This is a genomic window from Polaribacter haliotis, from assembly GCF_014784055.1.
Classification (GTDB): Bacteria; Bacteroidota; Bacteroidia; order Flavobacteriales; family Flavobacteriaceae; genus Polaribacter; species Polaribacter haliotis.
The window spans coordinates 729,904-754,114 of record NZ_CP061813.1 but is presented as its reverse complement, the minus strand read 5'-3'; the positions used below and the strand labels follow the sequence as shown (position 1 = coordinate 754,114).

The following is a 24,211-nucleotide window of genomic DNA, read 5'->3' as shown; positions in this document are numbered from 1 at the left end:
AAAAAGACTTTTTAACATACTGTGAGGAAGTCTTAAAATAATATACTTTAATATTAAAAAACGCTTACTATTTATAGACTCATTAGTACTTTGTAGAGTTTATGTACAGGCAAACCAACTACGTTAAAATAACTTCCTTGTAGGTTTTCAATGGCGATAAAACCTATCCATTCTTGAATTCCATAAGCACCAGCTTTATCAAAAGGTTTGTAGTTTTTAATGTAATAATTAATTTCTTCGTCGGTTAATTTTTTAAAAGTAACTGTAGTAACGTCTGTAATTATTTCTTGAAAACTCTTATTTTTTATGCTGATAGAAGTAATTACCTCATGACTTTTTCCTGATAAACTTCGTAACATCTCAAATGCTTCTGCTTCGTCTTTCGGTTTTCCCAACATTTTGTTATCTAACCAAACAATAGTGTCGGAAGTTATTAAAATATCATTTTTTGATAAGTCTGTAAAAGGTTTCGATTTTAAATCCGCCAAAAACTTCGTAATTTCTTTTCCTTTTAATTCCTTCGGATAAATTTCTTCGACTTCTTTTAATTGAATCGTAAAATCGATATCTAAATCTTTAAAAAATTGCTGTCTTCTTGGCGATTTAGAAGCTAAAATTACATTATAGTTTTTTAGTTTTTCTCTTAACATTTATTGAATTGTAAATAATAACATTGATAAAATTCCGAAGAGCATAATAAGTTTCATTAAACTACTCAATTTAGAAAAGTCTTTTTTCTTTTCGGCTTTCCATAATAAAAACATAAAATAGAGTAGTGGTAAGAGAATTAAAACAATACCATAGAATAGAAGAAAAGCTTTATTTATTATAAATTGTGAGAGAATTAGTAGTAAAAATAATAAAATGCAACTACATAAAAAAGCAACTTTAGAAGCTCTTTTTCTACCAAATAAAATAGGTAAAGTTTTCGCTTTTATTTTTAAATCTCCATCTACATCTTCGATATCTTTTATGATTTCTCTTATTAGTGTTGTTATAAAAGCGAAAAAGCAATAAATATTTACAGTATTTTCTAAATTATAATAGTTAATTAGAACTTGATCATTAATATTATTAAAAAGAGATAAACTAATAGAACTAACTAAAAATATTGGAAATGTTATTAATATGGAAATTGCCAAATTTCCAAAAAGAGGTAACTTTTTTAAAAATTTAGAATATAAAAAAAGTATAATTATTGAAGCAAAATAAAGGCATAGAGTAATTTCAGTAAAATTTTTTATAGACAAATAAAATCCAATGAATAGGCCAGATAAAGTAAATAGAAAATAATTATACCAAGCTATTTTTTTAGGTATTAAAACATTAATAAAAACTTTATTGGGCTTATTAATTTTATCTGTTTCAATATCAAAAATATCGTTAACTATATAACCTCCAGCAGTTATTAAAAGTACAGATAAAATTAGAAGAAGAAAATCAAAATTAGTTAAATATGTATTTTCTAAAAATGAGTTAATTAAAGCATATTTAGTCAAAACCATCGTTAATAAAACCATCAATAGGTTTTTGTAACGAATTAGTTTTAAGAAAGAAATCATCAAAAAAAATTATGAATTAAAGCTCTTTTTAATACGTGCTAAATCACGTTTATTGTCACGATCTTTTAAAACTTCACGTTTATCGTGCGTTTGTTTTCCTTTCGCGAGTGCGATTTCAAGTTTTGCAAAACCTCTATCATTTATAAACAAACGAAGTGGCACAATTGTATTTCCTTTTGCTTCCACATCCTTTTTTAAACTACGCAATTCACGTTTATGCATTAATAATCTACGCTCGCTTTTTGGTTTGTGGTTAAAGTGATGCCCAAACATATATTCTTGAATGTACATATTTACGATAAACAATTCTCCACGCTCATTAAACTCACAGAAACTCTCTGTAATTCTTGCTTGGCTTAATCTTATCGATTTTATTTCTGTTCCAGTTAATTGAATTCCAGCAACATATTTGTCTAAAATTTCAAATTCGAAACGTGCTTTTTTATTTTTTATGTTGATGTTTTTTTGAACCATCAATAATCAATTTTTATTTTTAACAAAGATACATTTTTAGATTCGGGAAAGAAACGTAATTTTGAATTCTATTTTCGATCAAATCAAACAAAACTCCATGAGATATTTATCTTTCTTTTTGCTAATCCTTTTTATTTCCTGCAAAACATCCGAAGAAAAATTAACTGCACAACAAATTATAGACAAAACAATTTTATATGCTGGAGCAGATAAAGTTGCAAATTCAGAGATTTCATTTAATTTTAGAAATGTAAATTATTTGGCAGTTAGAAATAATGGAACTTTTAAACTAACAAGAACTTTTAAAAAAGATTCTTCACTAATTAAAGACATTTTAACGAATACAGATTTTGAAAGATTAGTAGATAACAAAATTGTAGATTTAGAAACAAAAATTGCTTCAAAATATACAAATTCTGTAAACTCAGTGCATTATTTTTCGGTTTTACCATTTGGTTTAAATGACAAAGCAGTTCATAAAAAACTACTAAAATCATCAACAATTAATGGAAAAGAATATTATAAAGTAGAAGTTACTTTTGCAGAAGATGGAGGAGGAGAAGATTTCGAAGATGTCTTTATTTATTGGATAGGTAAAGAAGATTTTTTAATAGATTATTTGGCTTACTCTTACCACACAAATGGAGGTGGAAAACGTTTTAGAGTTTTAAAGGAGCAATGTGTAAAAAACGGAATTCGTTTTGTAGATTACCATAATTACAAACCTTTAAATAAGGAGATTAAACTAATAAATATCGATAAAGCATTCGAAGAAAATAAGCTAGAAAAAGTATCTGAAATCGTTTTAAAAAATATCGAAGTTACCATTTTAGAGTAATTTTTTTTGGAGCTATTTCCAGCTTTCCATTATATCTTTTTGTGAAAAACAAAAAGGATGTCATTTCAATCTGGGCTAGACTTGTCTGCCAACAAAAAGAGAATTAATAAATATTTGCTAAATTTAAAAAATGTCTAAAAAACAACTCATAACAAATGAATTAGAAGATTTTTACAACAAAGCTTCCGAAGAAACACGTTTAGATTCTGGTATGGGTTTTTTTGAATTTGAAAGAATAAAATCTCTAATTGAAAGACATATTTCTAAACCAAAAGCAACAATTATAGATGTTGGTGGAGGCACAGGAAAATATAGTGAATGGTTGGCAGAAAAAGGACACAATGTTCATTTGATAGAGCCTGTTGAAAAACACATAAAATTAGCGCAAAAACGGGCCAATAAATCAAAAAATAAATTCTCTGTAACTTTAGGAGAATCTCGCAATTTAGACGTTAAAAACGAAGTCGCAGATTTGGTTATTTTACATGGACCTTTGTATCATCTTCAACAAAAAGAAGATCGTTTACAAACGATAAACGAAGCAAAAAGAGTTTTAAAAAAAGGTGGACATATTTTAGGTTTCGCCATTAATTCTTCAGCATCTACAGTTGCAGGTTTAATGCAAGGTTTGGTACACAAAAAGCCTTTTTTAGAAATGTGTAAAACCGAATTAACTTCAGGAATTCATAATCCGCCAAAGGAGTTTCCTTGGTTATTAGCAGATGGGTTTTATCACAAACCAAAACAATTAAAAAAGGAATTTACCTCTCAAAATTTAGAAATAATCAACCTTTTTGCAGTTGAAGGAATGATTTGGTTAGACAACGAATATTTCGCGAACATGCTAAATCCAAAGAAAAAAGAAACATTATTAGAACTTTTAAAAACCACAGAATTAGACGAATCTGTTTTGGCTTTTAGTCCACATATGATGTTAGTTGCTAGAAAATAAAATTACTCTATTTTCTTTACAATGCTTTCTTTTTTATCTCCAGAAATCGTAACAATAAATAAACTTGCATTGTCATTATCATCTAAATCTTCATGTTTTTTCTCGCCTAAAATTTTATTTACAAAAGCAGGAGTGGTATTGCTATGACCAACAACTAAAACCGTTTTTCCTTTTGTTGCTTTTTCAAATTCAGCATCAAACATGTTTCTTGGGTCGTAGTTTAGAATCTCCAAATCTTTACTTTCTGCAGTTGGAGTCGCAGTTTGCATGGTTCTATTGTAGTTAGTAGAATACACAGCATCTAAATCGATATCTTCGAAATAATCTGCCCAATTTGTAGCTCTTTCTTGTCCATCTTCGCTCAAATCTGGATTTCTATTTGTTTTATCAGATCTGTCTTTTTCTGAATGTCGAATTAAATAATAGGTCGTAGTTTCTTGAGAAGTACAAGAAGTAAATAAACCAAAAGCGAATACAAATAAAAATAAGATTTTTTTCATGATAGTTAAATTTGAACAACGAATATAATCAAAAAAGAAAAAGCGATGCCTTTTACAACATCGCTTTTTCCAATCTAACCAAACTTAACTTATATATTCTCTACCAAATCCGACTGATTTCTAAAAACTAATTTATCATCAAAAGAATCTAATAAAATAATACTATCTGTTGTTATTTTTCCTGATAAAATTTCTTTCGAAAGCTCGTTTAAAACTTCTTTCTGAATAACTCTTTTTACAGGCCTTGCTCCAAATTCTGGCTGATACCCTTTCTTTGCCAAGTATTTAATTGCTTCATCTGTAGCATCTAATGTAATTTCTTGTTTGCCAATTACTTTCTTTAAATGCTCTATCTGTAATTTTACAATTTCGAAAATATTCCCTTGTGTTAATGGTGTAAACATAATTACATCATCAATTCTATTTAAAAATTCTGGTCTTACAGATTGTTTTAACAACCCTAAAACTTCAATTTTCGCAACTTCTGTAACTGCTTCTAAATCTGCTTTTGGGTCTGCAAATTTCTCCTGAATTATATGACTTCCCATGTTTGAAGTCATAATAATTATGGTGTTTTTAAAATCTGCAACACGTCCTTTATTATCCGTTAATCTTCCTTCATCTAAAACCTGTAAAAGGATATTAAAAGTATCTGGATGCGCTTTTTCAATTTCATCTAAAAGCACTACAGAATAAGGTCTTCTTCTAACAGCTTCCGTTAATTGTCCACCTTCATCATAACCTACATATCCTGGAGGAGCTCCCATTAATCTACTTACAGAGTGTCGTTCTTGATATTCACTCATATCAATCCTTGTCATTGCATTTTCATCATCAAAAAGATATTCTGCCAATGCTTTTGCCAATTCTGTTTTTCCAACACCAGTTGTTCCTAAAAACAAGAAACTACCAATTGGTTTATTCGGGTTTTGCAAACCAGCTCTCGATCTTCTAACAGCATCTGAAACTGCAACAATTGCTTCTTCTTGGCCAACAACACGTTTGTGTAATTGGTCTTCTAATTTTAGTAATTTCTCACGTTCAGATTGTATCATTTTTGTGACAGGAATCCCAGTCCATTTTGCAACAACTTCAGCAATATCATCTAGAGTAACTTCTTCTTTTATTAAAGATTTCTCATTCTGGTTTTCGCTTAATATTTTCTGAAATTCTTCTAATTTGCCTTCAGCTTCTTTAATTTTTCCATATCTAATTTCCGCAACTTTACCATAATCTCCATCTCTTTCTGCCTTTTCTGCTTCAAGCTTAAAGTTTTCGATATCAGATTTTGCATTCTGAATATTATCTACAACCTCTTTTTCAGATTTCCATTTTGCATTAATTTCGTTTCGTTCTTCCTTTAAATTTGCTAAATCAGATCGTAAAGATTTTAACTTCGTTTCGTCTTTTTCACGTTTAATTGCTTCAATTTCAATCTCTAACTGCATTACTTTACGGTCTAAAACATCTAATTCTTCTGGTTTAGAATTAATTTCCATACGTAATTTAGACGCAGCTTCATCCATTAAATCAATAGCTTTATCTGGTAAAAAACGGTTGGTAATATAACGTTGAGACAATTCTACAGCACCAATAATTGCTTCGTCTTTAATACGAACTTTATGGTGCGCTTCATATTTCTCTTTAATTCCTCTTAAAATAGAAATGGCACTTTCTGTATCAGGTTCGTTTACAATTACTTTCTGAAAACGTCTTTCTAAAGCTTTATCTTTCTCGAAATATTTCTGATATTCATCTAAAGTAGTTGCACCAATTGCACGCAATTCTCCACGAGCCAATGCAGGTTTTAAAATGTTTGCAGCATCCATTGCACCTTGTCCACCTCCAGCACCTACTAAAGTATGAATTTCATCAATAAAAAGTACAATATCTCCATTTGCATTTGTAACTTCTTTTATAACTGCTTTTAAACGTTCTTCGAATTCTCCTTTGTATTTTGCACCTGCAATTAATGCGCCCATATCTAAAGAGAAAATTAATTTATCTTTTAGATTTTCTGGTACATCTCCATCTACAATTCTATGTGCTAAACCTTCTGCAATAGCGGTTTTACCAGTTCCTGGTTCTCCAACTAAAATTGGATTGTTCTTTGTTCTTCTTGATAAAATTTGTAACAATCTTCTAATTTCTTCATCTCTACCAATTACTGGATCTAATTTTCCATCTTGCGCTAATTTATTTAAGTTTTTAGCGAATTTGTTCAACGAATTGTAGGTTTCTTCTTGGGATTTAGAAGTTACTCTTTCTCCTTTTCTTAATTCTTCAATTGCTGCCTTTAAATGCTTTTCTGTAACACCTTGGTCTTTTAAAACCTGTGCAATGTTACTTTTCGATTTAAATATTGCCAAAATTAAATGTTCGATAGAAACATAGTCATCTTTCATGTTTTTAGCAATTACAGACGCTTCTGTAAGCGTTTTACTTGCTTCTCTCGAAATCATTAATTCTGCTCCAGAAACTTTAGGTAAACTCTCTAATTGTTTGTCTAAAATTTGGTTTACAACATTTAAGTTAATGTTTAATTTCTTCAATAAAAAAGGCAACACATTTTCATCTACTTGTGTTAAAGCTTTAAAAATATGCTCATTTTCTATTTGATTATGACCAAAACCTTGCGCAATCTGCTGCGCCATTTGTATGGTCTCCTGCGATTTTGTTGTATAATTATTAAAATTCATATTTATTTTTTTCAGCAAAGGTTTTAAAGCCCTTGTTGTTATTTAATTTTTCATTTACAATCGATTAAAAGCAATTTTAATACCAAATATATAGCGAATCAAGAATAAGTCATTTTGTCTTGTTAATCCTTGTTTTTACTGACTTTTTGACAATTTACTAGTAAAAAAGTCTTTAAAAGCTTTCTGTATTGTTTTTGTATTGGTCATTTTTTAGAGATTAGCACTTTAAGTAAGTAGATTTGAGCATTATTCTATATAAAACAGCTATGCGAAATTTTTACCTATTATTTTTTATTCTAATTGCAACAACTTCAACTTTTTCACAAGAAATTAAAGACGATTTCGAAGGAAATGGAAATATTTCCACTTGGTATGAAGACAATTGTAATTTAGACATCAATTTTACTAATCCTCATAAAGAAAGTATTAATACATCTAATACTGTTTTAAAATATAGTGATGTTGGTGGACAATATGCAAATGTTGGGTATAATAATTCCACAAATTTCGATTTATCGACAAACTATGTTTTCACTTTAAAAGTATATATTCCTTCAAGTGGTATAACTGGTTCGCAAACGAACCAAATCTCCTTAAAATTACAAGATGGAAATTTATCTGCACCTTGGTCTACCCAAAGTGAAATTATTAAAACCTTGGAATTAAATAAATGGCAAGAAGTAACCTTCGATTTTAAAAATGATGCATTTAGAAATTTAGATTCTGGTTCAAAACCACCAACTGAAAGAACTGATTTTAATCGAGTTTTAATTCAGATGAATGGAGAAAATAATTCAGACTTTGTAGTTGCTTACGTAGATGATTTCTATTATGATGGTAAACCCTCAGAAAATGCAAATACTACTTTTAATAAATTGGTGTGGGCAGACGAATTTGACGGAAATGGAGAAATAGATACTAACAAATGGTATCAACAAACAAAATTAATTGCTGGAAATAGTTGGGCAAATAACGAGCAACAACACTATACAAATCGTCAAAAAAACGCTTTTGTAAGTAATGGAACTTTAAAAATTAAAGCTTTTAAAGAGGTATATTCAGATCAAGGTCATCAAAAACAATATACTTCAGCAAGATTAAATTCAAAGTTTTCATTTAAATATGGTAGAGTAGAAGTGCGTGCAAAATTACCTTCTGTAGCTGGAACTTGGCCTGCAATTTGGTTGTTAGGAAAAAATATTAACGAAGATGGAACCTATTGGGATAATGAAGGTTTTGGAACAAAACGTTGGCCATTTTGTGGTGAAATAGATATTATGGAGCCAAATGTTGCAAAAACAGAAATTTTAGGAACTTGGCATTGGGATAATGGGCAAGGATATAAAATTTCCAGCAAAGCTGTTGCAACTAGTAATGCAGATACTTCCACTAATTTTCATATTTATAGTTTAGAATGGACAGAAACTTCGATGAAAATTTATTTAGATAATCGATTGATAAATGAATTGGAAACCATAAATCCTTTTAAAGAAGACTTTTTCATTTTACTAAACCTTGCAATGGGTGGAAGTTTAGGAGGAAATATTGCATCTAATTTTTCTGAAGATACTTTAGAAATCGATTATGTTAGAGTATTTCAAGAAAGTAGTCTTTCCGTTAAATCTGAAGTAAAAAAAGAAACCATTTTAATATATCCCAATCCAGTTAAAGATTATGTTTCAATTAAATTATCTGATAATTCTGAAATTGAAAATATTCAAGTTTTTGATATTACAGGAAAGAAAATATTGAATACTAAAACACCAAAATTTTCTTTAAAAGAGTTTTCAAAGGGAATTTATTTGTTGAAAATTAGAACCACTTCAGGAGCAGTAATCAATAAGAAGTTTATAAAACAGTAGTTTTTATTGCTGAAAGCTTTTTCTTAAATTTACGACCGATCAAAAAAACATAAATGGGCATATTTAACAACATATTTGGCGATAAAAGTGAAAAGGAAACAAAACCAGAAAAAAAATCATTTTTAAACTGGATTCCACTAACTACTTTGGAGCAATTAGAAACGATTAAAAAGGAATCTGAAACAGAAGCTGTACTTATTTTTAAGCATTCTACAAGATGTGGTATTAGTAGTATGGTTATAAAACAGTTCGAAAAGTTGTTTTCGGAAGAACATGAAAATTTAAAAGTGTATTATTTAGATTTACTAAATTATAGAGATGTTTCAGATGAAGTAGGGTATAAGTTCCAAGTAATGCACCAATCTCCGCAATTAATTGTTGTTAGAAATGGAGTTTCTGTCTATGATGCTTCTCACTACGAAATCACACAAACAGACTTATCGAGATTTATGTAGTTAAAATTTGGGTAAAACCTATAATAAGTCTTATTTTTGTCTTTCTAAATTTTTAAACTTTTGGCAGAAACAAACACTTCGCAAACAATTATAGGTAAAGAATTATACGGTTATCAAAAAGATGCACTTCAAGAGATTTTTAATCGATTTGAAACAGCGCCTCAAGATTATCATTTATTATATCAATTACCAACAGGAGGTGGAAAAACAGTAATTTTTTCTGAAATTGTAAGACGTTATATAGAAACTTTTAAAAAGAAAGTTTTAGTACTAACGCACAGAATTGAATTAAGTAAGCAAACTTCTAAAATGCTTATTGAGTTTGGTGTAGAAAATAAAATAATAAATAGTACTGCAAAATTAGACGATCAAGACGAATTTATGTGTTTTGTGGCGATGGTTGAAACTTTAAAAAATAGATTAAATGACGATAAGTTAGATATTTCTGATATCGGTTTGGTTATTGTAGATGAGGCACATTACAACTCTTTTACTAAAATCTTTAAGTTTTTCGATCAATCTTTCATTCTTGGTGTAACAGCAACTCCTTTAAGTTCTAACATTAAATTACCAATGTATGAGAATTATCAGGAATTATATGTTGGTGAGCCAATTCATCATTTAATTGAAAGTGGTTATTTAGCACAAGCAAATATGTATTCTTACAATGTTGGTTTAACTTCTTTGGAAGTTGGGGCAAATGGAGATTATACTGTAAAATCTTCCGAAGATTTATACATGAATACAGACATGCTTACCAAATTGGTAAGTGCTTATGAAGAAACTGCAAAAGGTAAAAAAACGTTGATTTTTAACAACGGTATAAATACTTCTATTCAGGTTTTTCATGCGTTTAAGAAAGCAGGATACCCAATTGCGCATTTAGACAATACAAATACAAAAAAGGAACGTGAGCTTATTTTAAGATGGTTTCACAAAACTCCAAATGCAATTATTACCTCTGTAAGTATTTTAACAACTGGTTTTGATGAACCAAGTATTGAAGCAATTATCTTAAACAGAGCAACAAAATCGTTGACTTTATATTATCAAATGATTGGACGTGGTTCTCGTATTTTTGGAGATAAAAACACGTTTGATGTAATTGATTTAGGAAACAATTTCCACAGATTTGGTCCTTGGGGTGCAGATTTAGACTGGCAAAAAATGTTTAGAGCACCAGATTATTATTTAGATGCAATTCTTTCTGATGAAGAAATTGAAAGTACCTTTAGATATGAATTACCAGCAAATGTAAAAGTAGAGTTTGCAAATTCTACAGATACTTATTTCGATATGAAAAATGTATATATCGAAACAATAAAAGCTGGAGAATCTTCTAAAAGAGTATTAGAAAAATCAATTGTACATCATGCAAAAATGTGTATTGAAAACAGTGAAGATGTTTTTGATGCTTTAATTTTGGCTAAAATGTTAGGTGAGGAGATAGATGATAGAATTAACAGATATGCAAAATGTATTTCTAAAAGTACGCACAATTTTGTAACTTGGTTAAAAGACGATTACAGAAAGAAACTAAACGCTTATTTAAGAGAAAACTTCGATGAAGATTTTGAAGAAATTCATGGTCATCCACCAATAGATGAATAAAAATGTAAATTAAAAGCTCTGAAAATTCAGAGCTTTTTTTATGCTTTATAATTGCGTTTTTATAAGGAAGAATGTTTTTTATAGTTTTTGTTGATAATTGACGTTTTTAGGCAGAAATTATAATCAAATTTTAGAATAAAATTTCACTTCAGTATTAAAATCGCATTCAATTATCATTCGAAACACCTGTATTTACTGATAAAAAATATATTTCAAAAAAAAGTTACTTTTTTTTTGCTTTTGTAATTTATATTAAAAAATAATATACATTTGTTGTACTTATTTAAGTAAAATGTTTAGTTTTTCTTATTTCGGATGTAATACTCAATTGGAGAATACGTATTACAATGCATTTTGGAAATGCAACCGAAAAATTAAGGTTTCTCCATTTTCAATTCTTCAAGAATTGCAACTTTTCTCAAAGTTGCACGTAGTTTACTTACAAATTATACAGTGATAATCTTACTTTTTTAAAAGTACTTATTTCTATTTCAACATTTTTAAAATGTTCTGATTTAGACAAATTTATCATACCTATAATTTAAAAACCAAAGTGAATACAAAATATATAGATTTAGTCGAGCAAACGTTCGATTTTCCACAAGAAGAATTTAAAACAGAAAACCATAAATTATTTTGGCATGGCATTAATTTAATGGAACTTATTGAAGAATATGGTTCTCCATTAAAATTTACATACCTACCAAAAATATCAGAAAACATAAACAGAGCAAAAGACTGGTTTAAAAATAGCTTCGAAAAACATGATTATAAAGGAAAATACTTTTATAGCTATTGTACAAAAAGTTCTCATTTTAAGCACATTTTAAACGAGGCTTTAAAAAATGATATTCATATTGAAACATCATCTGCTTTTGATATAGATATTGTTAAAAGCTTAAAGAAAGAAGGCAAAATAAAAGACGATACTTTTGTTATTTGTAACGGATTTAAAAGAGACCAATATGTAAAGAATATTGGCGAGTTAATAGAATCTGGACATAAAAACTGTATTCCTATTATCGATAATTATGAAGAATTACCGTTAATAAAAAAAGAAACAAAAAAGAAGTTTAAAGTTGGTATTAGAATTGCTTCTGAAGAAGAACCAAAATTTGAGTTTTATACGTCAAGATTAGGAATTGGATATAAAAACATCGTTTCTTTTTATGAGCGTGAAATTGCTGATAATACCCAAGTTGATTTAAAAATGCTACACTTTTTTATCAATACTGGTATTAAAGACAATGCGTATTACTGGAACGAATTAATGAAATGTTTAAATGTGTACATCAACTTAAAAAAGGTGTGTCCTACTTTAGACAGTTTAAATATTGGTGGTGGTTTTCCTATAAAAAACTCCTTGGCTTTTGATTATGATTATCAATATATGATTGATGAAATTACAAATCAAATAAAACAAGCCTGTGATGAAGCAGGAGTAGACGTACCAAATATTTTTACAGAGTTTGGAAGTTTTACAGTTGGTGAATCTGGAGCAGCTATGTACAAAGTTTTATATCAGAAAAAACAAAATGATAGAGAGCGTTGGAATATGATAAACTCTTCATTTATAACCACTTTACCAGATTCTTGGGCAATTAACAAACGTTTTATCATGCTGCCAATTAATAAATGGAATACAAAATACGAACGTGTTTTATTAGGTGGTTTAACTTGCGATAGTGACGATTATTACAATTCAGAACAACATGTAAATGGAATTTATTTACCAGTTTACGAGAAAGAAAAACCACTATACATTGGGTTCTTTAACACTGGAGCATATCAAGAAACCATTGGTGGTTTTGGTGGATTGCAACACTGTTTAATTCCAACTCCAAAGCATTTAATTATCGACAGAGATAAAGAAGGTAATTTGGATATAAAGGTCTTTAAAGAACAACAAAAAAGTAGCGAATTATTATCAATATTAGGATATTAACAAACAACACAACAAGGGTTTAAACCCATTGCAACAAAAAATAAAATGAACACAAAAAATACATATGCAGGAATTCCAAACGAGTTTGGAAACTTGTCAACATCAAAAATAGTAATTATCCCAGTTCCTTATGATGGAACTAGCACTTGGCAAAAAGGGGCAGACAAAGGTCCTAAAGCTTTTTTAGAAGCTTCAGAAAACATGGAATTGTATGACATAGAAACAGATTCTGAAGTTTATAAAGAAGGTGTTTTCTTAACAGAACCAATTACAGAAAATTCTTCTCCAGAAGCAATGGTAGAAGCTGTTCACCAAGAAACGAAGAAGTATATCAACAGAAATAAATTTGTGACTGTTTTTGGTGGAGAACATTCAGTTTCTATTGGAACTATTAGAGCTTTTAACGAATGTTTTAGCGATTTAACGGTTTTACATATAGATGCACATGCAGATTTACGTAAAGAATATGAAGGTTCTTCTTGCAATCACGCTTGTGCAGTTTACGAAGCGAATCAGAATACAAACTTAGTCCAGGTTGGAATTAGAAGTATGGATATTTCTGAAAAAAGAAGCATGAATTTAGACAAAGTTTTCTTTGCACATGACATGGCTGTAAACGAAGATTGGATGGATGATGTAATTGATCAATTAAGTACAAATGTGTTTATTACTTTTGATTTAGACGCGTTAGATCCTTCAATTATGCCAAGTACAGGAACTCCAGAACCAGGAGGATTATTTTACTATGAAACTTTAGCATTCTTAAAACAAGTTTTCGAGCAAAAGAATGTTGTAGGTTTTGATATGGTTGAATTATGTCCGAATGAAAATGAAAAATCATCTGACTTTTTAGCGGCTAAATTATTCTATAAAATGTTGAGCTATAAATTTGCTTCTAATGACGATTCTTATGACAATGGAGATGATACTACTGATAACAATCCTTTCAGTAAATTATCGAAATTTAAAAATGATGACGACGATTTTTAAATCATTATGAAAATCGAAAACATAGAAAATATAGAGTTGCAATATTTAACGATTGAAGATTATCAAGCGTTAAAACAAGCAATGATTGAGATTTATTCTAATATGCAAAGTACGCATTGGGAAGAACCTCAAATACAATCTTTAATAGATAAATTTCCTGAAGGACAAGTAGTTATTAAAATTAATGGACAGCTGGCAGGTTGTGCTTTGTCTTTAAGAGTTGATTATGATAAGTTTGATGATCATCATACATACAAAGAGATTACTGGGAACTACACTTTTAGCACTCATAGTGATATTGGTGATGTTTTATATGGAATTGATGTTTTTATAAAACCAGAATATAGAGGTTTAAGGCTAGGAAGAAGATTGTATGATTACCGAAAAGAATTGTGCGAAAAACTGAATTTAAGAGGTATTGCATTTGGTGGAAGAATTCCTAATTATCATAAATATGCAGTGCAAATTTCACCAAAAGAATATATAGAAAAGGTAAAACGTAAAGAAATTCACGATCCAGTTTTAAACTTTCAAATATCCAATGATTTTCATCCATCAAAAGTGATGAAAGGTTATTTAGAAGGAGATGCAGATTCAAACGATTTTGCAGTTTTATTGGAGTGGGATAATGTGTATTACAAAAAAGAAACTGCAAAAGCGGCCATTAAAAAGAAAGTAGTTCGTTTAGGATTAATTCAGTGGCAAATGCGTTTGTACAAAGATTTGGAAGAATTAATGCAACAAGCAGAATATTTTGTAGATGCAGTTTCTGCATACAGAGCTGACTTTGCATTGTTTCCAGAGTTTTTTAATGCGCCTTTAATGGCAGATAATAATCATTTGCCAGAATCGCAAGCCATTAGAGAATTGGCAAAATATACACCAGAAATAGTTCAGAAGTTTTCTGAATTGGCTATTTCGTACAACATCAATATAATTACTGGAAGTTTCCCAGAATTAAAAGATGGAATGTTATACAATGTTGGTTATTTGTGCAAAAGAGATGGTTCTACAGAAAGGTATGAGAAATTACATGTAACTCCAGATGAAGCAAAAGTTTGGGGAATGCAAGGAGGAAATGAGCTAAAAACATTCGATACAGATTGTGGTAAAGTTGGAGTGTTAATTTGTTACGATTCCGAGTTTCCAGAATTGAGTAGAATTTTGGCTGAAGAAGGTATGGATATTTTGTTTATTCCGTTTTTAACAGATACACAAAATGGATATTCTAGAGTGAGACATTGTGCACAAGCAAGAGCCATAGAAAACGAGTGTTATGTGGCAATTGCAGGAAGTGTTGGAAATTTACCTAAAGTAAATAACATGGACATTCAGTTTGCACAATCGATGGTTTTTACACCTTGCGATTTTTCATTTCCAGCAAACGGAATTAAAGCAGAAGCAACTACAAATACAGAAATGATTTTAATTGCAGATGTAGATTTAGATTTGTTAAAAGATTTGAATCAATTTGGAAGTGTTCGAAATTTAAAAGATAGAAGAACAGATATTTACGAAGTGAAAAAACTTCATAAAAAATAATTAAAAATTAAAATTTTAGAAATTAAATAAAATCATTATTGATAACTTTTAGTGTCAGTTCATGTGATTTTTCCTTTTTTGAAAAATCGTATCGAGAACATTTTAAAGGATATCATAAAAAATATAAAAATGAGCAAACCAATTACAAATTTTATAGAAAAATACTTTTTACACTTTAATGCAGCAGCTTTAGTAGATGCAGCAAAAGGTTATGAAGCGCAATTAAACAAAGGATCTAAAATGTTAGTTTCTTTGGCAGGAGCAATGAGTACAGCAGAACTAGGAAAGATTTTTGCAGAAATGATTCGCCAAGATAAAGTGCAAATTGTTTCTTGTACAGGTGCAAATTTAGAAGAAGATGTTATGAATTTAGTAGCACATTCTCATTATAAAAGAGTACCAAATTATAGAGATTTAACTCCACAAGACGAGTGGGATTTGTTAGAAAAAGGCTTAAACAGAGTTACAGATACTTGTATTCCTGAAGAAGAAGCTTTTAGAAGAATTCAAGAACATATTGTAAAAATATGGAAAGATGCAGAAGCAAAAGGAGAACGTTATTTACCACATGAATACATGTACAAATTATTACTTTCAGGAGTTTTAGAGCAGTATTATGAGATAGATATTAAAGATTCTTGGATGTATGCAGCAGCAGAAAAAAACTTACCAATTATCTGTCCTGGTTGGGAAGATTCTACCATGGGTAATATTTTTGCTTCTTATGTATTAAAAGGAGAATTAAAAGCAAGTACAGTAAAATCTGGTATAGAATACATGACTTTTTTAGCAGATTGGTACACAGATAATTCTGAAAACGGAATAGGATTTTTCCAAATAGGAGGAGGAATTGCTGGAGATTTTCCTATTTGTGTGGTGCCAATGTTGTACCAAGATATGGAAAAACCAGAAACACCATTTTGGAGTTATTTCTGTCAGATTTCAGATTCTACCACAAGTTATGGTTCTTATTCAGGAGCAGTTCCTAACGAGAAAATTACTTGGGGAAAATTAGATATAGACACTCCAAAATTTATTATAGAAAGTGATGCAACCATTGTTGCACCTCTTATTTTCGCTTATTTATTAGAAATGTAACATCACTAACGTTTTTTTTAAAAAAGTTTATTATTTTTATTTTAAACTTGATTAAAAAACGGACCAGAAATATAAAAGGTATTATAATGAAAAGAGTAATAGTAGAATACGCAAAACTGACAAAAGACATCTTAGATATGTTAATTGATAAATATCCTGATGGTTATGATTATAGTGATGTAATTTCCTTTAAAAACGCCAAAGGAGATACTGTAAAAGCAGTTGAAGTAAAAACGGAAGACACTGTTTATTTAGTTAAAATAAGTGATCGTTTAGAAAATGCCATGGAAGAATATGCAGAAGATGAAGAATTTTTTGATGATAATGACGATTTTGAAGCCAATGATTTGGAGGATGAAGATTAGGTAAACTAATTGATTTCTAAAAATATAAAAATCTCTTTTCTTGACAGGAAAAGAGATTTTTTTTATGTTTCGTTAATATGTTTGTATATGGTTTAAGTACTAAATTCAGCAAATAAAAACCGAATAGAAAATGATGTGCACCCAAAAGTTTAGACAAATTTATAATTAATTCCAAAAATTTTTTAAATTCTCAAGTCCAAATCCTTCATCTCCATTTGGAATATATATGTTTTCCCAATATAGTGAATTGTCAATTTTCATAAATATTCTGTAGTATCCAGATTTTAATGTATTCAATTTTAAACTAAATGAGTTTTTATTGATGTCTAAAGATTCTAATTCAGCATTAGATTTGATTTGGTTTTCATCGTAAGTATGTGTATTTAATATAGTATTAAAATCAGTTTGTTGAAAAATTTTTTCGGCAATAGCTGGTATAATCCAAATTTTGCTTAAGTTTTCATTTGAATTAATAAATAAAACGTTTTTCGCAGGAATAGGATAAACAGTAATTTTATTATTTATCAATATATTCGGATTTCCAAACTTGCCATTTGGATTTCCACTATTATCAATTAGATTTATTCCAGTAAGTAAACTTAACTCTGTTTCAACAATAGAATTTGATTCATCACTATTGCAATTGAAAATTAGTATTATTGTAAATAGACTTATTATTTTTTTCATTGTTTTAGTTTTGTATTTGTTAACTGAGTTATATTTTTTAAAATATAAAATCAAGCAGTTAAAAACTTCTTTTTTTTTAAATAAGGTCTTTCAACTCCAAAAAATCGTGAATAACAGCATCAGCATTTTTTAAAGTTTGTCCTTCCGAAAGTTTATTAGCATAGCCAAAAACGAAAATATTAGCATCGTTTGCCGCTTTTATTCCATTATCGGAATCTTCAATAACAACACAATTTTCTTTTGGTATGTTGGCTAAAATAGATGCTTTATTGAAAATTTCTGGATGTGGTTTCGATTCTTTTAAATCTGCACCCGATATTTTCGCAGAAAAATAACCATTCAAGTTAAAACGATTAAAAACCCTGTCTATATTAATCATTGCAGAAGAAGAAGCCAATATTAAAACGATTCCTTTTTTGTTGAAATACTTTATAATTTCTTCAACATTTTCAACTAAATGTAAATTTGGGTCATTTTCAAAGAAATTTACATAACGCCTTCTTTTGTCTAAAACGAGTTCTTCAGGTTTTTTATCTAAATTAAAATGAGCCACCAATCTTTGAAAAGCATTAATGGTAGAAGAACCTGTAAAAGATTTGTACAATTCATCAGAAACATTTAGTCCTAAAGAAACAAAGGTTTCGTAATATGCTTTTTTGTGAATTTCTTCGGAATCTATAATAACGCCATCCATATCAAAAATAACGCATTTTATTTCTTTTGGGATTTTTTTCATTCTTTTTTAAAATAATAATTTTATAATTAGTGAATTCGTGGCAATTTTTAATCCAAAAATTTCGCTTTTAATTCAGGTGTAGGAATCATGCAACTTTCTTTCTTGCCAAACCATACATAACGGTTTTTGGCGATATAATCGTAAACAAAATTTCTAAAACCTTCAGGAAAAACCCATAAGAGTTTTGTTAAGTTCCAAATGCCACCAAAATCATTCATCACTTTTAAAGCTGCAGTCGATTTTACATCGTAAGAAACATTTGGTTCGTATAAAATTATAGAATCAATTTTTGCAGTATTTATTCCTAAGTAATTGGTAATTTCTTTTCCAGAATCCGATTGTAAGGATGCGAATAAAAAAGTTTCTTTTTTATCGTATTTAATCGCTTTTATTACAGAATTATTGCATAAATTACAAACACCATCAAACAAAATTACCTTCTTATTTTTAGGAATATCAATCATTTAACCAAATTAAATTAAGTCGAAAACAAAGATACTTCAACTTTTTTTAAAAATCTTGTAACAATATTTAAATTAAGACGTCTTATAGTTGTATTTGATTTTATATTGCAATGGCTTTTAACAAAATATTAATAATTGCAGTGAATAGCTTTAGGTACTTTCGTGATAAAATAACCAACTGATGATTAAAATTGAAGAACTGCACAAGTCTTATCCAATTGGAAAAGATTCTCTACATGTATTAAAAGGAATAGATTTACACATAAAAGAAGGTGAATTCGTATCTATTATGGGGTCTTCTGGATCTGGAAAATCTACATTATTAAATATTGTTGGTTTATTAGATGTTCATGACGAAGGTAATTATTACTTAAATGGACAACTAATTAAAGATATGAATGAGAAAAAAGCTGCGCAATTGCGTAACAAATTCTTAGGTTTTATCTTTCAATCATTTAATCTTATTTCTTACAAAACAGCTTTAGAGAATGTTGCTTTACCTTTGTATTATAAAGGAGTAAGCAGAAAAGAACGTTTAGAAATTGCTTTGGAATATTTAGATCAAGTGGGTTTAAAAGATTGGGCAGGACACTTACCAAACGAACTTTCTGGAGGGCAAAAACAACGTGTTGCAATTGCTAGAGCTTTGGTTACAAAACCAAAAGTTGTTTTGGCGGATGAACCTACTGGAGCATTAGATTCTACAACTACAGATTCTGTAATGGATTTGTTAAAAGATATTAACGACAAAGGAATGACGGTTTTCGTTATTACACACGAAGAAGAAGTTGCAGAGCAAACAAAAAGAATTGTTCGTTTAAAAGATGGAAGAATTATTAGTGACGAATTAACAAAAGCCTCAAAAGCAGTTTAATATGTTTGATTTAGATCGTTGGAGAGAAATTTTTCAGAGTATCAATAAAAACAGGTTACGTTCTGTAATGTCTGGTTTTACTGTTGCATTTGCAATTTTATTATTCACATTACTTTTTGGTGTTGTAAGTGGTTTAAGTAACTCCTTTACAAGTGCTTTTAACGATGATGCGCAAAACTCTATGTTTGTGCGTGTTTGGAAGACTTCTAAACCTTTTAAAGGATTACAAACTGGAAGAAGAATTCAATTAAGAAACGACGATTATAATTTTGTAGCTGAAGAATATGAAGATAAAATTCAATATCAATCTGCAAGAATCTATAAAAACTTTAGTATAAAATATAAAAGTGAAGCAAGTACTTATAGTATTCGAGCTGTAAATCCCGATCATCAATTTTTAGAAAAAACAATTATTGATGAAGGTAGATATCTAAATGAAAGAGATCTTAAAGATAAATCGAAAGTTATTGTAATTGGTCGTTTGATTAAAAAGGATTTATTTGGAGAAAAAATTGCATTAGGAAAAAGAGTAAACGTAAATGGAAGTTCTTTTTTAATTATTGGTATTTTTTCTGATGAAGGTGGAGATAACGAAGAAAGAATGGCTTATATACCTGTTTCTACTGCACAAATGATGTATGGTAACAACGATTATATCAGTCAGATTAATTTAGGATACAACCCAGATTTAAGTTTAGATGCTGCAATTGCATTTGGTAATAAAATGGAGCGAGATTTACGTAAAAAATTAAACATTCATCCAGATGACCAAAGTGCGCTTTCTGTTAGAAACATGGCAGAAGCAAACAAAGGAGTTGGTATGTTTATGTTTGTTTTGTATTTAATTGTAATTTTTGTTGGTTCTGGAACTTTAATCGCAGGAATTATTGGTATTTCTAATATTATGATATTCGTTATAAAAGAAAGAACTAAAGAATTCGGAATTAGAAAAGCATTAGGTGCAGTGCCATCTTCAATTGTTGGAATGGTTGTGCAAGAATCTGTTTTAATTACTACAATTGCAGGTTATTTAGGGCTTTCTTTAGGAACTTATATTTTAAGTTTAATTGGTAATAGTTTAGAAGAAGATTATTTTATTAAAGACCCAAGTGTAAGTCCAGAAATTGTAATTGGAGCTACAGTTGTATTAATCTTATCAGGATTAATTGCAGGTTATGTACCAGCAAAAAGAGCTGCAAATATTAAACCTATTGAAGCATTAAGAGCAGATTAATTATGAAATTTTTATTCGATTCAGATACTTGGCAAGAAATTTACGGAAGCATTCGTAAAAACAAAATGAGAACCGCAATTACTATTGTTGGTGTTCTTTGGGGAATTTTCTTGTTAGTTGTTTTATTAGGTGCAGCAAGAGGAATGGAAAATGGTTTTAACAAACTGTTTGGTAATTTTGCGACCAATAGTGTTTTTGTTTGGACACAATCTACAGACACACCTTTTAAAGGTTTTCAAGAAGGTAGAAGGTTTAGTTTAACAATGAATGATATAGATGTTTTAAAATCTGAATATTCTGATGAAATTAAATTATTAGCTCCAAGAAATCAAACAAACAATTTAATTATAAAAGATTTTAAATCTGGTAATTTTCAAGTGAGTGGAGATTATCCAATTTTAGATCAAATTCAGAAAAAACAATTATTATACGGACGTTTTTTAAATGGAAATGATATTTTAACTACTGCAAAAGTAGCTGTTATATCAGAAGATATGTATAAGCAATTGTTCGATAAAGATGAATTTCCAATTGGTCAGTATATAAAAATAAACGCGATTGGTTACCAAGTTATTGGTGTTTATAAACCTTCTAATACAATTGATTTTGATGGAGATTGTGCATACATACCATTTACTACTTTTAAAAAGGTTTACAATACAGCCAATAAAGTAGATTGGATGATGATTACTGCAAATGAAGGCACTAATATCGAGCAAATGGAAAAAGACGTTTTGCTTACTTTAAAAGGACTTCATAAAGTACACCCAGAAGATGAACGTGCTTTTGGTAGTGTTAATTTAGGAAAAGAAATAGGTAAAATTACTGGCTTTTTAACAGGAATGCAGTTCTTAACCTGGTTTGTTGGTATTGCTACTTTAGTTGCAGGAGTTTTTGCAATTGGTAATATTTTATTAATTACGGTAAAAGAAAGAACAAAAGAAATAGGAATTAGAAGAGCTTTAGGTGCTACACCAAAAAGTATTAGACAGCAAATTATTTTAGAATCTGTTTTCTTAACAACAATCGCTGGTATGTTAGGTATTGTCTTTGGTGCATTTGTTCTATTTTTAATAGACTTGGCTTTTGGCCAAGGAGAAGATGCCGCTTTAATAAACCCAACAGTTAATATACCAATTATATTAGTAGCATTTGTAACATTAATTGTGTTAGGAACCTTAATAGGATTAATCCCTGCACATATAGCAACAGTAGTTAAACCAATAGAAGCATTAAGAGAAGAATAAAATCAATTAACAACAAATCATGAGCAAGAGATCAAAAATTATTTTAATAGTTATTGCAGTATTTTTTATTGCAGCACTTATTTGGTTCGGTAAAAAGAACGCAAAAAGTATTGTAGAATACGAAACTGAAACTCCATTTAGAACAACAATTGTTAAAAAAACAGTAGCTACTGGTAAAGTAATTCCATTGGAAGAAATTGAAATTAAACCTCAAATAACAGGTATTATAGACAAAGTTTTGTTGTTAGAAGGTTCTAAAGTTAAAAAAGGAGATTTAATTGCAACAGTAAGAGTTGTACCTAATGAGCAATCTTTAATTAGCGCTAAAGGTAGAGTAGATAACGCAAAGTTAAGAGTTAATAATTCTGCTGTTTCTTATAAAAGAACGAAGAATTTATTCGATAAAGGTGTTATTGCAAGAACAGAATTCGAAAGTGTAGAATTAACATATAATCAAGCTAAACAAGATTTAAAGAATGCTCAAAACGATTATCAAATTATAAAAAGAGGTTCTGCAGGTTCTGGTGGAAGTGCAAATACAAATATTATTGCACAAATGTCTGGGACAATCTTAGAGATTCCTGTTAAAGAAGGAGATCAAGTAATTCAGTCTAACAATTTTAATGCAGGAACTACAATTGCATCGATTGCAGATATGGCCAAAATGATTTTCGAAGGAAAAGTAGACGAATCTGAAGTTGGTAAATTAGTAAAAGGAACAGAAATTGAAGTTTCAATTGGAGCCATTGAAGGAACAAAATTTCCAGCAAAATTAAACTTTATTGCACCTAAAGGAACTGAAGAAGGTGGTGCAGTACAATTTAAAATTAAAGCAGATGTTTCTTTAGATGATAAATTCTTTATTAGAGCAGGTTATAGTGCAAATGCAGATATTGTTTTAGTAAAAAAAGATAGTGTTTTATCTATAAAAGAAGCATTGTTAAGATTTGATAAAAAGACTGAAGAACCTTATGTAGAAGTAAAACAAGCAGATGGTAACTACGAAAAGAAAACTTTAAAATTAGGAACTTCTGATGGTGTAAATGTGGAAATTTTAGAAGGAGTTACAAAAGACGACGAAATTAAAATTTGGAACAAAGCTTCTAAAGACGATAAGAAAAAAGAAGACTAATTTTTAGCAATTAGTTGATTTTAAAAAAGAGGGATTTCATATATGAAATCCCTCTTTTTTTTGTTTTAAACAATCATTATCAGTCAATTAATTTAAAGATTTCCACCAAACAAAAAAGAATTTTTCAATTTCTCCATTTGGTTTTTTCAACCAACAAAGTGGAGAAAATTGTCTCTCTAAATATTCTAAAGAATTTTCTTTAAATTGATAAAAAGATTGCCATTCTACATTTTGGTGCGGAATTACCAACCAATCTTTTTTATTAGGAATGTAAAATTTACACTCTGTAAATTGACTTAATTCATCTTTATTGATGTAAAAACCAATAACACAATCAGAATTTAATTGTTTTAATTTGATATTTCTATTTGAAAACGGAACAAATAATTGTGCTTTAAAATAGACTTGTTGTTCAATTTTGTTATTTTCTAAATTCAGTGTTAGTAAATATTCTGTACATTCTTTAGAGTAGAGAAGTGGCAACTGTTTATGTTTTAGTTTGTATAACTTTTCAACCAAAGAATCTTTTTTATTCGGACCAATAAAATGCTCAATTTCATTTGTACCAATAGTGTTATCATACAAATAGAATTTATAAATTATTTCTAAATGAATAGGTTTTTTATTTTTTGATAAAATACAGTCTAATTCCCCTAAAGTAATTTTCCCTTTCTGAATTTGGATGTTTTCGCATAAAATTTCAATAGTAGTTTCTTGTTCCAGTTCAAAGGAAACAAACTTTTCTATGTATTTTCCTAAACGTAGTTTTTCATTTATTTCAGTATCAATTTTCATTGATTTCGATTCGATTTTAAATTGCTGTATATCATATACAGCATTATCTTTCCACAAACAATTTGTTTGTAGAAAACCATCATATCTTTTCTGAATGTCTTTTGTTTTTTGATGCATTTCAAATTCGAAGTTACAATTCTATTTTGTAA

Annotated in this window: 23 protein-coding genes; 14 read left to right on the top strand and 9 right to left on the bottom strand. The window is 29.1% G+C overall.

The window, feature by feature from the left end; translation table 11 throughout:
* Positions 1-71: 71 nt before the first annotated feature.
* From H9I45_RS03030 to smpB, 3 genes are read right to left on the bottom strand one after another with little or no spacing between them, the layout of a single operon-like run.
* On the bottom strand, positions 72-650 hold the full coding sequence (locus H9I45_RS03030; RefSeq protein ID WP_088353411.1) for a Maf family nucleotide pyrophosphatase: 579 nt from the start codon (positions 648-650) through the stop codon (positions 72-74).
* On the bottom strand, positions 651-1,562 hold the full coding sequence (locus H9I45_RS03025) for a geranylgeranylglycerol-phosphate geranylgeranyltransferase (RefSeq protein WP_088353412.1): 912 nt from the start codon (positions 1,560-1,562) through the stop codon (positions 651-653). It lies immediately after the preceding gene.
* Between the two features lie 9 nt (positions 1,563-1,571).
* A complete protein-coding gene (gene smpB / locus H9I45_RS03020; RefSeq protein WP_088353413.1) occupies positions 1,572-2,036 on the bottom strand; it encodes an SsrA-binding protein SmpB in 465 nt (154 codons plus the stop codon).
* A gap of 97 nt (positions 2,037-2,133) precedes the next feature.
* Between smpB and H9I45_RS03015 the strand changes: the two genes are divergently transcribed.
* Together H9I45_RS03015 and H9I45_RS03010 are read left to right on the top strand one after the other, a co-directional pair.
* Positions 2,134-2,874, top strand: coding sequence for a DUF6503 family protein (locus H9I45_RS03015; RefSeq protein WP_088353414.1), 741 nt, complete (start codon positions 2,134-2,136; stop codon positions 2,872-2,874).
* Between the two features lie 130 nt (positions 2,875-3,004).
* A complete protein-coding gene (locus tag H9I45_RS03010) occupies positions 3,005-3,826 on the top strand; it encodes a class I SAM-dependent methyltransferase (protein ID WP_088353415.1) in 822 nt (273 codons plus the stop codon).
* A gap of 2 nt (positions 3,827-3,828) precedes the next feature.
* Here H9I45_RS03010 and H9I45_RS03005 read toward each other — a convergent pair whose 3' ends face one another.
* A complete protein-coding gene (locus H9I45_RS03005) occupies positions 3,829-4,326 on the bottom strand; it encodes a SixA phosphatase family protein (protein WP_088353416.1) in 498 nt (165 codons plus the stop codon).
* A gap of 89 nt (positions 4,327-4,415) precedes the next feature.
* Positions 4,416-7,025, bottom strand: a complete 2,610-nt coding sequence (gene clpB, locus H9I45_RS03000) for an ATP-dependent chaperone ClpB (protein WP_088353417.1) — start codon at positions 7,023-7,025, stop codon at positions 4,416-4,418.
* Between the two features lie 266 nt (positions 7,026-7,291).
* Between clpB and H9I45_RS02995 the strand changes: the two genes are divergently transcribed.
* From H9I45_RS02995 to H9I45_RS02960, 8 genes are all read left to right on the top strand, one after another.
* Entirely contained in the window at positions 7,292-8,887 is a 1,596-nt protein-coding gene (locus tag H9I45_RS02995) for a family 16 glycosylhydrolase (protein WP_088353418.1), read from the top strand.
* Positions 8,888-8,940: 53 nt separating this feature from the next.
* Positions 8,941-9,342 carry a bacillithiol system redox-active protein YtxJ gene (gene ytxJ / locus H9I45_RS02990; RefSeq protein ID WP_088353419.1) on the top strand — a complete coding sequence of 134 codons (402 nt, stop codon included), beginning with the start codon at positions 8,941-8,943 and terminating at the stop codon, positions 9,340-9,342.
* A 60-nt stretch (positions 9,343-9,402) separates the two neighbouring features.
* Entirely contained in the window at positions 9,403-10,953 is a 1,551-nt protein-coding gene (locus tag H9I45_RS02985; protein ID WP_088353420.1) for a DEAD/DEAH box helicase, read from the top strand.
* A gap of 553 nt (positions 10,954-11,506) precedes the next feature.
* Positions 11,507-12,898, top strand: a complete 1,392-nt coding sequence (locus H9I45_RS02980) for a type III PLP-dependent enzyme domain-containing protein (RefSeq protein WP_088353421.1) — start codon at positions 11,507-11,509, stop codon at positions 12,896-12,898.
* Positions 12,899-12,943: 45 nt separating this feature from the next.
* Positions 12,944-13,888 carry an agmatinase gene (gene speB / locus H9I45_RS02975; RefSeq protein ID WP_088353422.1) on the top strand — a complete coding sequence of 315 codons (945 nt, stop codon included), beginning with the start codon at positions 12,944-12,946 and terminating at the stop codon, positions 13,886-13,888.
* A 6-nt stretch (positions 13,889-13,894) separates the two neighbouring features.
* On the top strand, positions 13,895-15,430 hold the full coding sequence (locus tag H9I45_RS02970; protein WP_088353423.1) for a carbon-nitrogen hydrolase family protein: 1,536 nt from the start codon (positions 13,895-13,897) through the stop codon (positions 15,428-15,430).
* A 129-nt stretch (positions 15,431-15,559) separates the two neighbouring features.
* Positions 15,560-16,528: a deoxyhypusine synthase family protein gene (locus tag H9I45_RS02965; protein ID WP_088353424.1), complete on the top strand. Its 969-nt coding sequence runs from the start codon at positions 15,560-15,562 to the stop codon at positions 16,526-16,528.
* An 86-nt stretch (positions 16,529-16,614) separates the two neighbouring features.
* Positions 16,615-16,893: a hypothetical protein gene (locus H9I45_RS02960; RefSeq protein WP_088353425.1), complete on the top strand. Its 279-nt coding sequence runs from the start codon at positions 16,615-16,617 to the stop codon at positions 16,891-16,893.
* A 165-nt stretch (positions 16,894-17,058) separates the two neighbouring features.
* On the opposite strand, the gene H9I45_RS02955 is transcribed toward H9I45_RS02960, so the two are convergent.
* From H9I45_RS02955 to H9I45_RS02945, 3 genes are all read right to left on the bottom strand, one after another.
* Positions 17,059-17,580 carry a hypothetical protein gene (locus H9I45_RS02955; protein ID WP_140422738.1) on the bottom strand — a complete coding sequence of 174 codons (522 nt, stop codon included), beginning with the start codon at positions 17,578-17,580 and terminating at the stop codon, positions 17,059-17,061.
* Between the two features lie 76 nt (positions 17,581-17,656).
* The gene (locus H9I45_RS02950; protein ID WP_088353427.1) at positions 17,657-18,316 is read right to left on the bottom strand and encodes an HAD family hydrolase; all 660 of its coding nucleotides are present in this window, start codon (positions 18,314-18,316) and stop codon (positions 17,657-17,659) included.
* A gap of 47 nt (positions 18,317-18,363) precedes the next feature.
* Positions 18,364-18,780, bottom strand: a complete 417-nt coding sequence (locus H9I45_RS02945; protein WP_088353428.1) for a thiol-disulfide oxidoreductase DCC family protein — start codon at positions 18,778-18,780, stop codon at positions 18,364-18,366.
* Between the two features lie 181 nt (positions 18,781-18,961).
* Here H9I45_RS02945 and H9I45_RS02940 point away from each other — a divergent pair, with 181 nt between their 5' ends.
* From H9I45_RS02940 to H9I45_RS02925, 4 genes are read left to right on the top strand one after another with little or no spacing between them, the layout of a single operon-like run.
* A complete protein-coding gene (locus H9I45_RS02940) occupies positions 18,962-19,654 on the top strand; it encodes an ABC transporter ATP-binding protein (RefSeq protein WP_088353429.1) in 693 nt (230 codons plus the stop codon).
* A gap of 1 nt (position 19,655) precedes the next feature.
* The gene (locus tag H9I45_RS02935; protein ID WP_088353430.1) at positions 19,656-20,888 is read left to right on the top strand and encodes an ABC transporter permease; all 1,233 of its coding nucleotides are present in this window, start codon (positions 19,656-19,658) and stop codon (positions 20,886-20,888) included.
* A 2-nt stretch (positions 20,889-20,890) separates the two neighbouring features.
* Positions 20,891-22,135, top strand: a complete 1,245-nt coding sequence (locus H9I45_RS02930) for an ABC transporter permease (protein ID WP_088353431.1) — start codon at positions 20,891-20,893, stop codon at positions 22,133-22,135.
* 19 nt (positions 22,136-22,154) lie between these two features.
* The gene (locus H9I45_RS02925) at positions 22,155-23,267 is read left to right on the top strand and encodes an efflux RND transporter periplasmic adaptor subunit (protein ID WP_088353432.1); all 1,113 of its coding nucleotides are present in this window, start codon (positions 22,155-22,157) and stop codon (positions 23,265-23,267) included.
* Positions 23,268-23,354: 87 nt separating this feature from the next.
* Here the strand turns inward: H9I45_RS02925 and H9I45_RS02920 are convergent, their stop codons facing one another.
* Positions 23,355-24,179 (bottom strand): DUF1853 family protein, encoded by an 825-nt coding sequence (locus H9I45_RS02920; RefSeq protein WP_088353433.1) that lies wholly within the window; start codon positions 24,177-24,179, stop codon positions 23,355-23,357.
* Between the last annotated feature and the right edge of the window lie 32 nt (positions 24,180-24,211).

Bases quoted from the DNA above. Each gene is read 5' to 3' on its own strand.
- H9I45_RS02940 (WP_088353429.1), top strand. From the start codon at position 18,962: ATGATTAAAATTGAAGAACTGCACAAGTCTTATCCAATTGGAAAAGAT.
- H9I45_RS02920 (WP_088353433.1), bottom strand. From the start codon at position 24,179: ATGCATCAAAAAACAAAAGACATTCAGAAAAGATATGATGGTTTTCTA.
- H9I45_RS03015 (WP_088353414.1), top strand. From the start codon at position 2,134: ATGAGATATTTATCTTTCTTTTTGCTAATCCTTTTTATTTCCTGCAAA.
- speB (WP_088353422.1), top strand. From the start codon at position 12,944: ATGAACACAAAAAATACATATGCAGGAATTCCAAACGAGTTTGGAAAC.
- H9I45_RS02945 (WP_088353428.1), bottom strand. From the start codon at position 18,780: ATGATTGATATTCCTAAAAATAAGAAGGTAATTTTGTTTGATGGTGTT.
- H9I45_RS02950 (WP_088353427.1), bottom strand. From the start codon at position 18,316: ATGAAAAAAATCCCAAAAGAAATAAAATGCGTTATTTTTGATATGGAT.
- ytxJ (WP_088353419.1), top strand. From the start codon at position 8,941: ATGGGCATATTTAACAACATATTTGGCGATAAAAGTGAAAAGGAAACA.
- smpB (WP_088353413.1), bottom strand. From the start codon at position 2,036: ATGGTTCAAAAAAACATCAACATAAAAAATAAAAAAGCACGTTTCGAA.
- H9I45_RS03010 (WP_088353415.1), top strand. From the start codon at position 3,005: ATGTCTAAAAAACAACTCATAACAAATGAATTAGAAGATTTTTACAAC.
- H9I45_RS02970 (WP_088353423.1), top strand. From the start codon at position 13,895: ATGAAAATCGAAAACATAGAAAATATAGAGTTGCAATATTTAACGATT.
- H9I45_RS02935 (WP_088353430.1), top strand. From the start codon at position 19,656: ATGTTTGATTTAGATCGTTGGAGAGAAATTTTTCAGAGTATCAATAAA.
- H9I45_RS03005 (WP_088353416.1), bottom strand. From the start codon at position 4,326: ATGAAAAAAATCTTATTTTTATTTGTATTCGCTTTTGGTTTATTTACT.
- H9I45_RS03025 (WP_088353412.1), bottom strand. From the start codon at position 1,562: ATGATTTCTTTCTTAAAACTAATTCGTTACAAAAACCTATTGATGGTT.
- H9I45_RS02995 (WP_088353418.1), top strand. From the start codon at position 7,292: ATGCGAAATTTTTACCTATTATTTTTTATTCTAATTGCAACAACTTCA.
- H9I45_RS02960 (WP_088353425.1), top strand. From the start codon at position 16,615: ATGAAAAGAGTAATAGTAGAATACGCAAAACTGACAAAAGACATCTTA.
- H9I45_RS02930 (WP_088353431.1), top strand. From the start codon at position 20,891: ATGAAATTTTTATTCGATTCAGATACTTGGCAAGAAATTTACGGAAGC.
- H9I45_RS02965 (WP_088353424.1), top strand. From the start codon at position 15,560: ATGAGCAAACCAATTACAAATTTTATAGAAAAATACTTTTTACACTTT.
- H9I45_RS02955 (WP_140422738.1), bottom strand. From the start codon at position 17,580: ATGAAAAAAATAATAAGTCTATTTACAATAATACTAATTTTCAATTGC.
- H9I45_RS03030 (WP_088353411.1), bottom strand. From the start codon at position 650: ATGTTAAGAGAAAAACTAAAAAACTATAATGTAATTTTAGCTTCTAAA.
- clpB (WP_088353417.1), bottom strand. From the start codon at position 7,025: ATGAATTTTAATAATTATACAACAAAATCGCAGGAGACCATACAAATG.
- H9I45_RS02925 (WP_088353432.1), top strand. From the start codon at position 22,155: ATGAGCAAGAGATCAAAAATTATTTTAATAGTTATTGCAGTATTTTTT.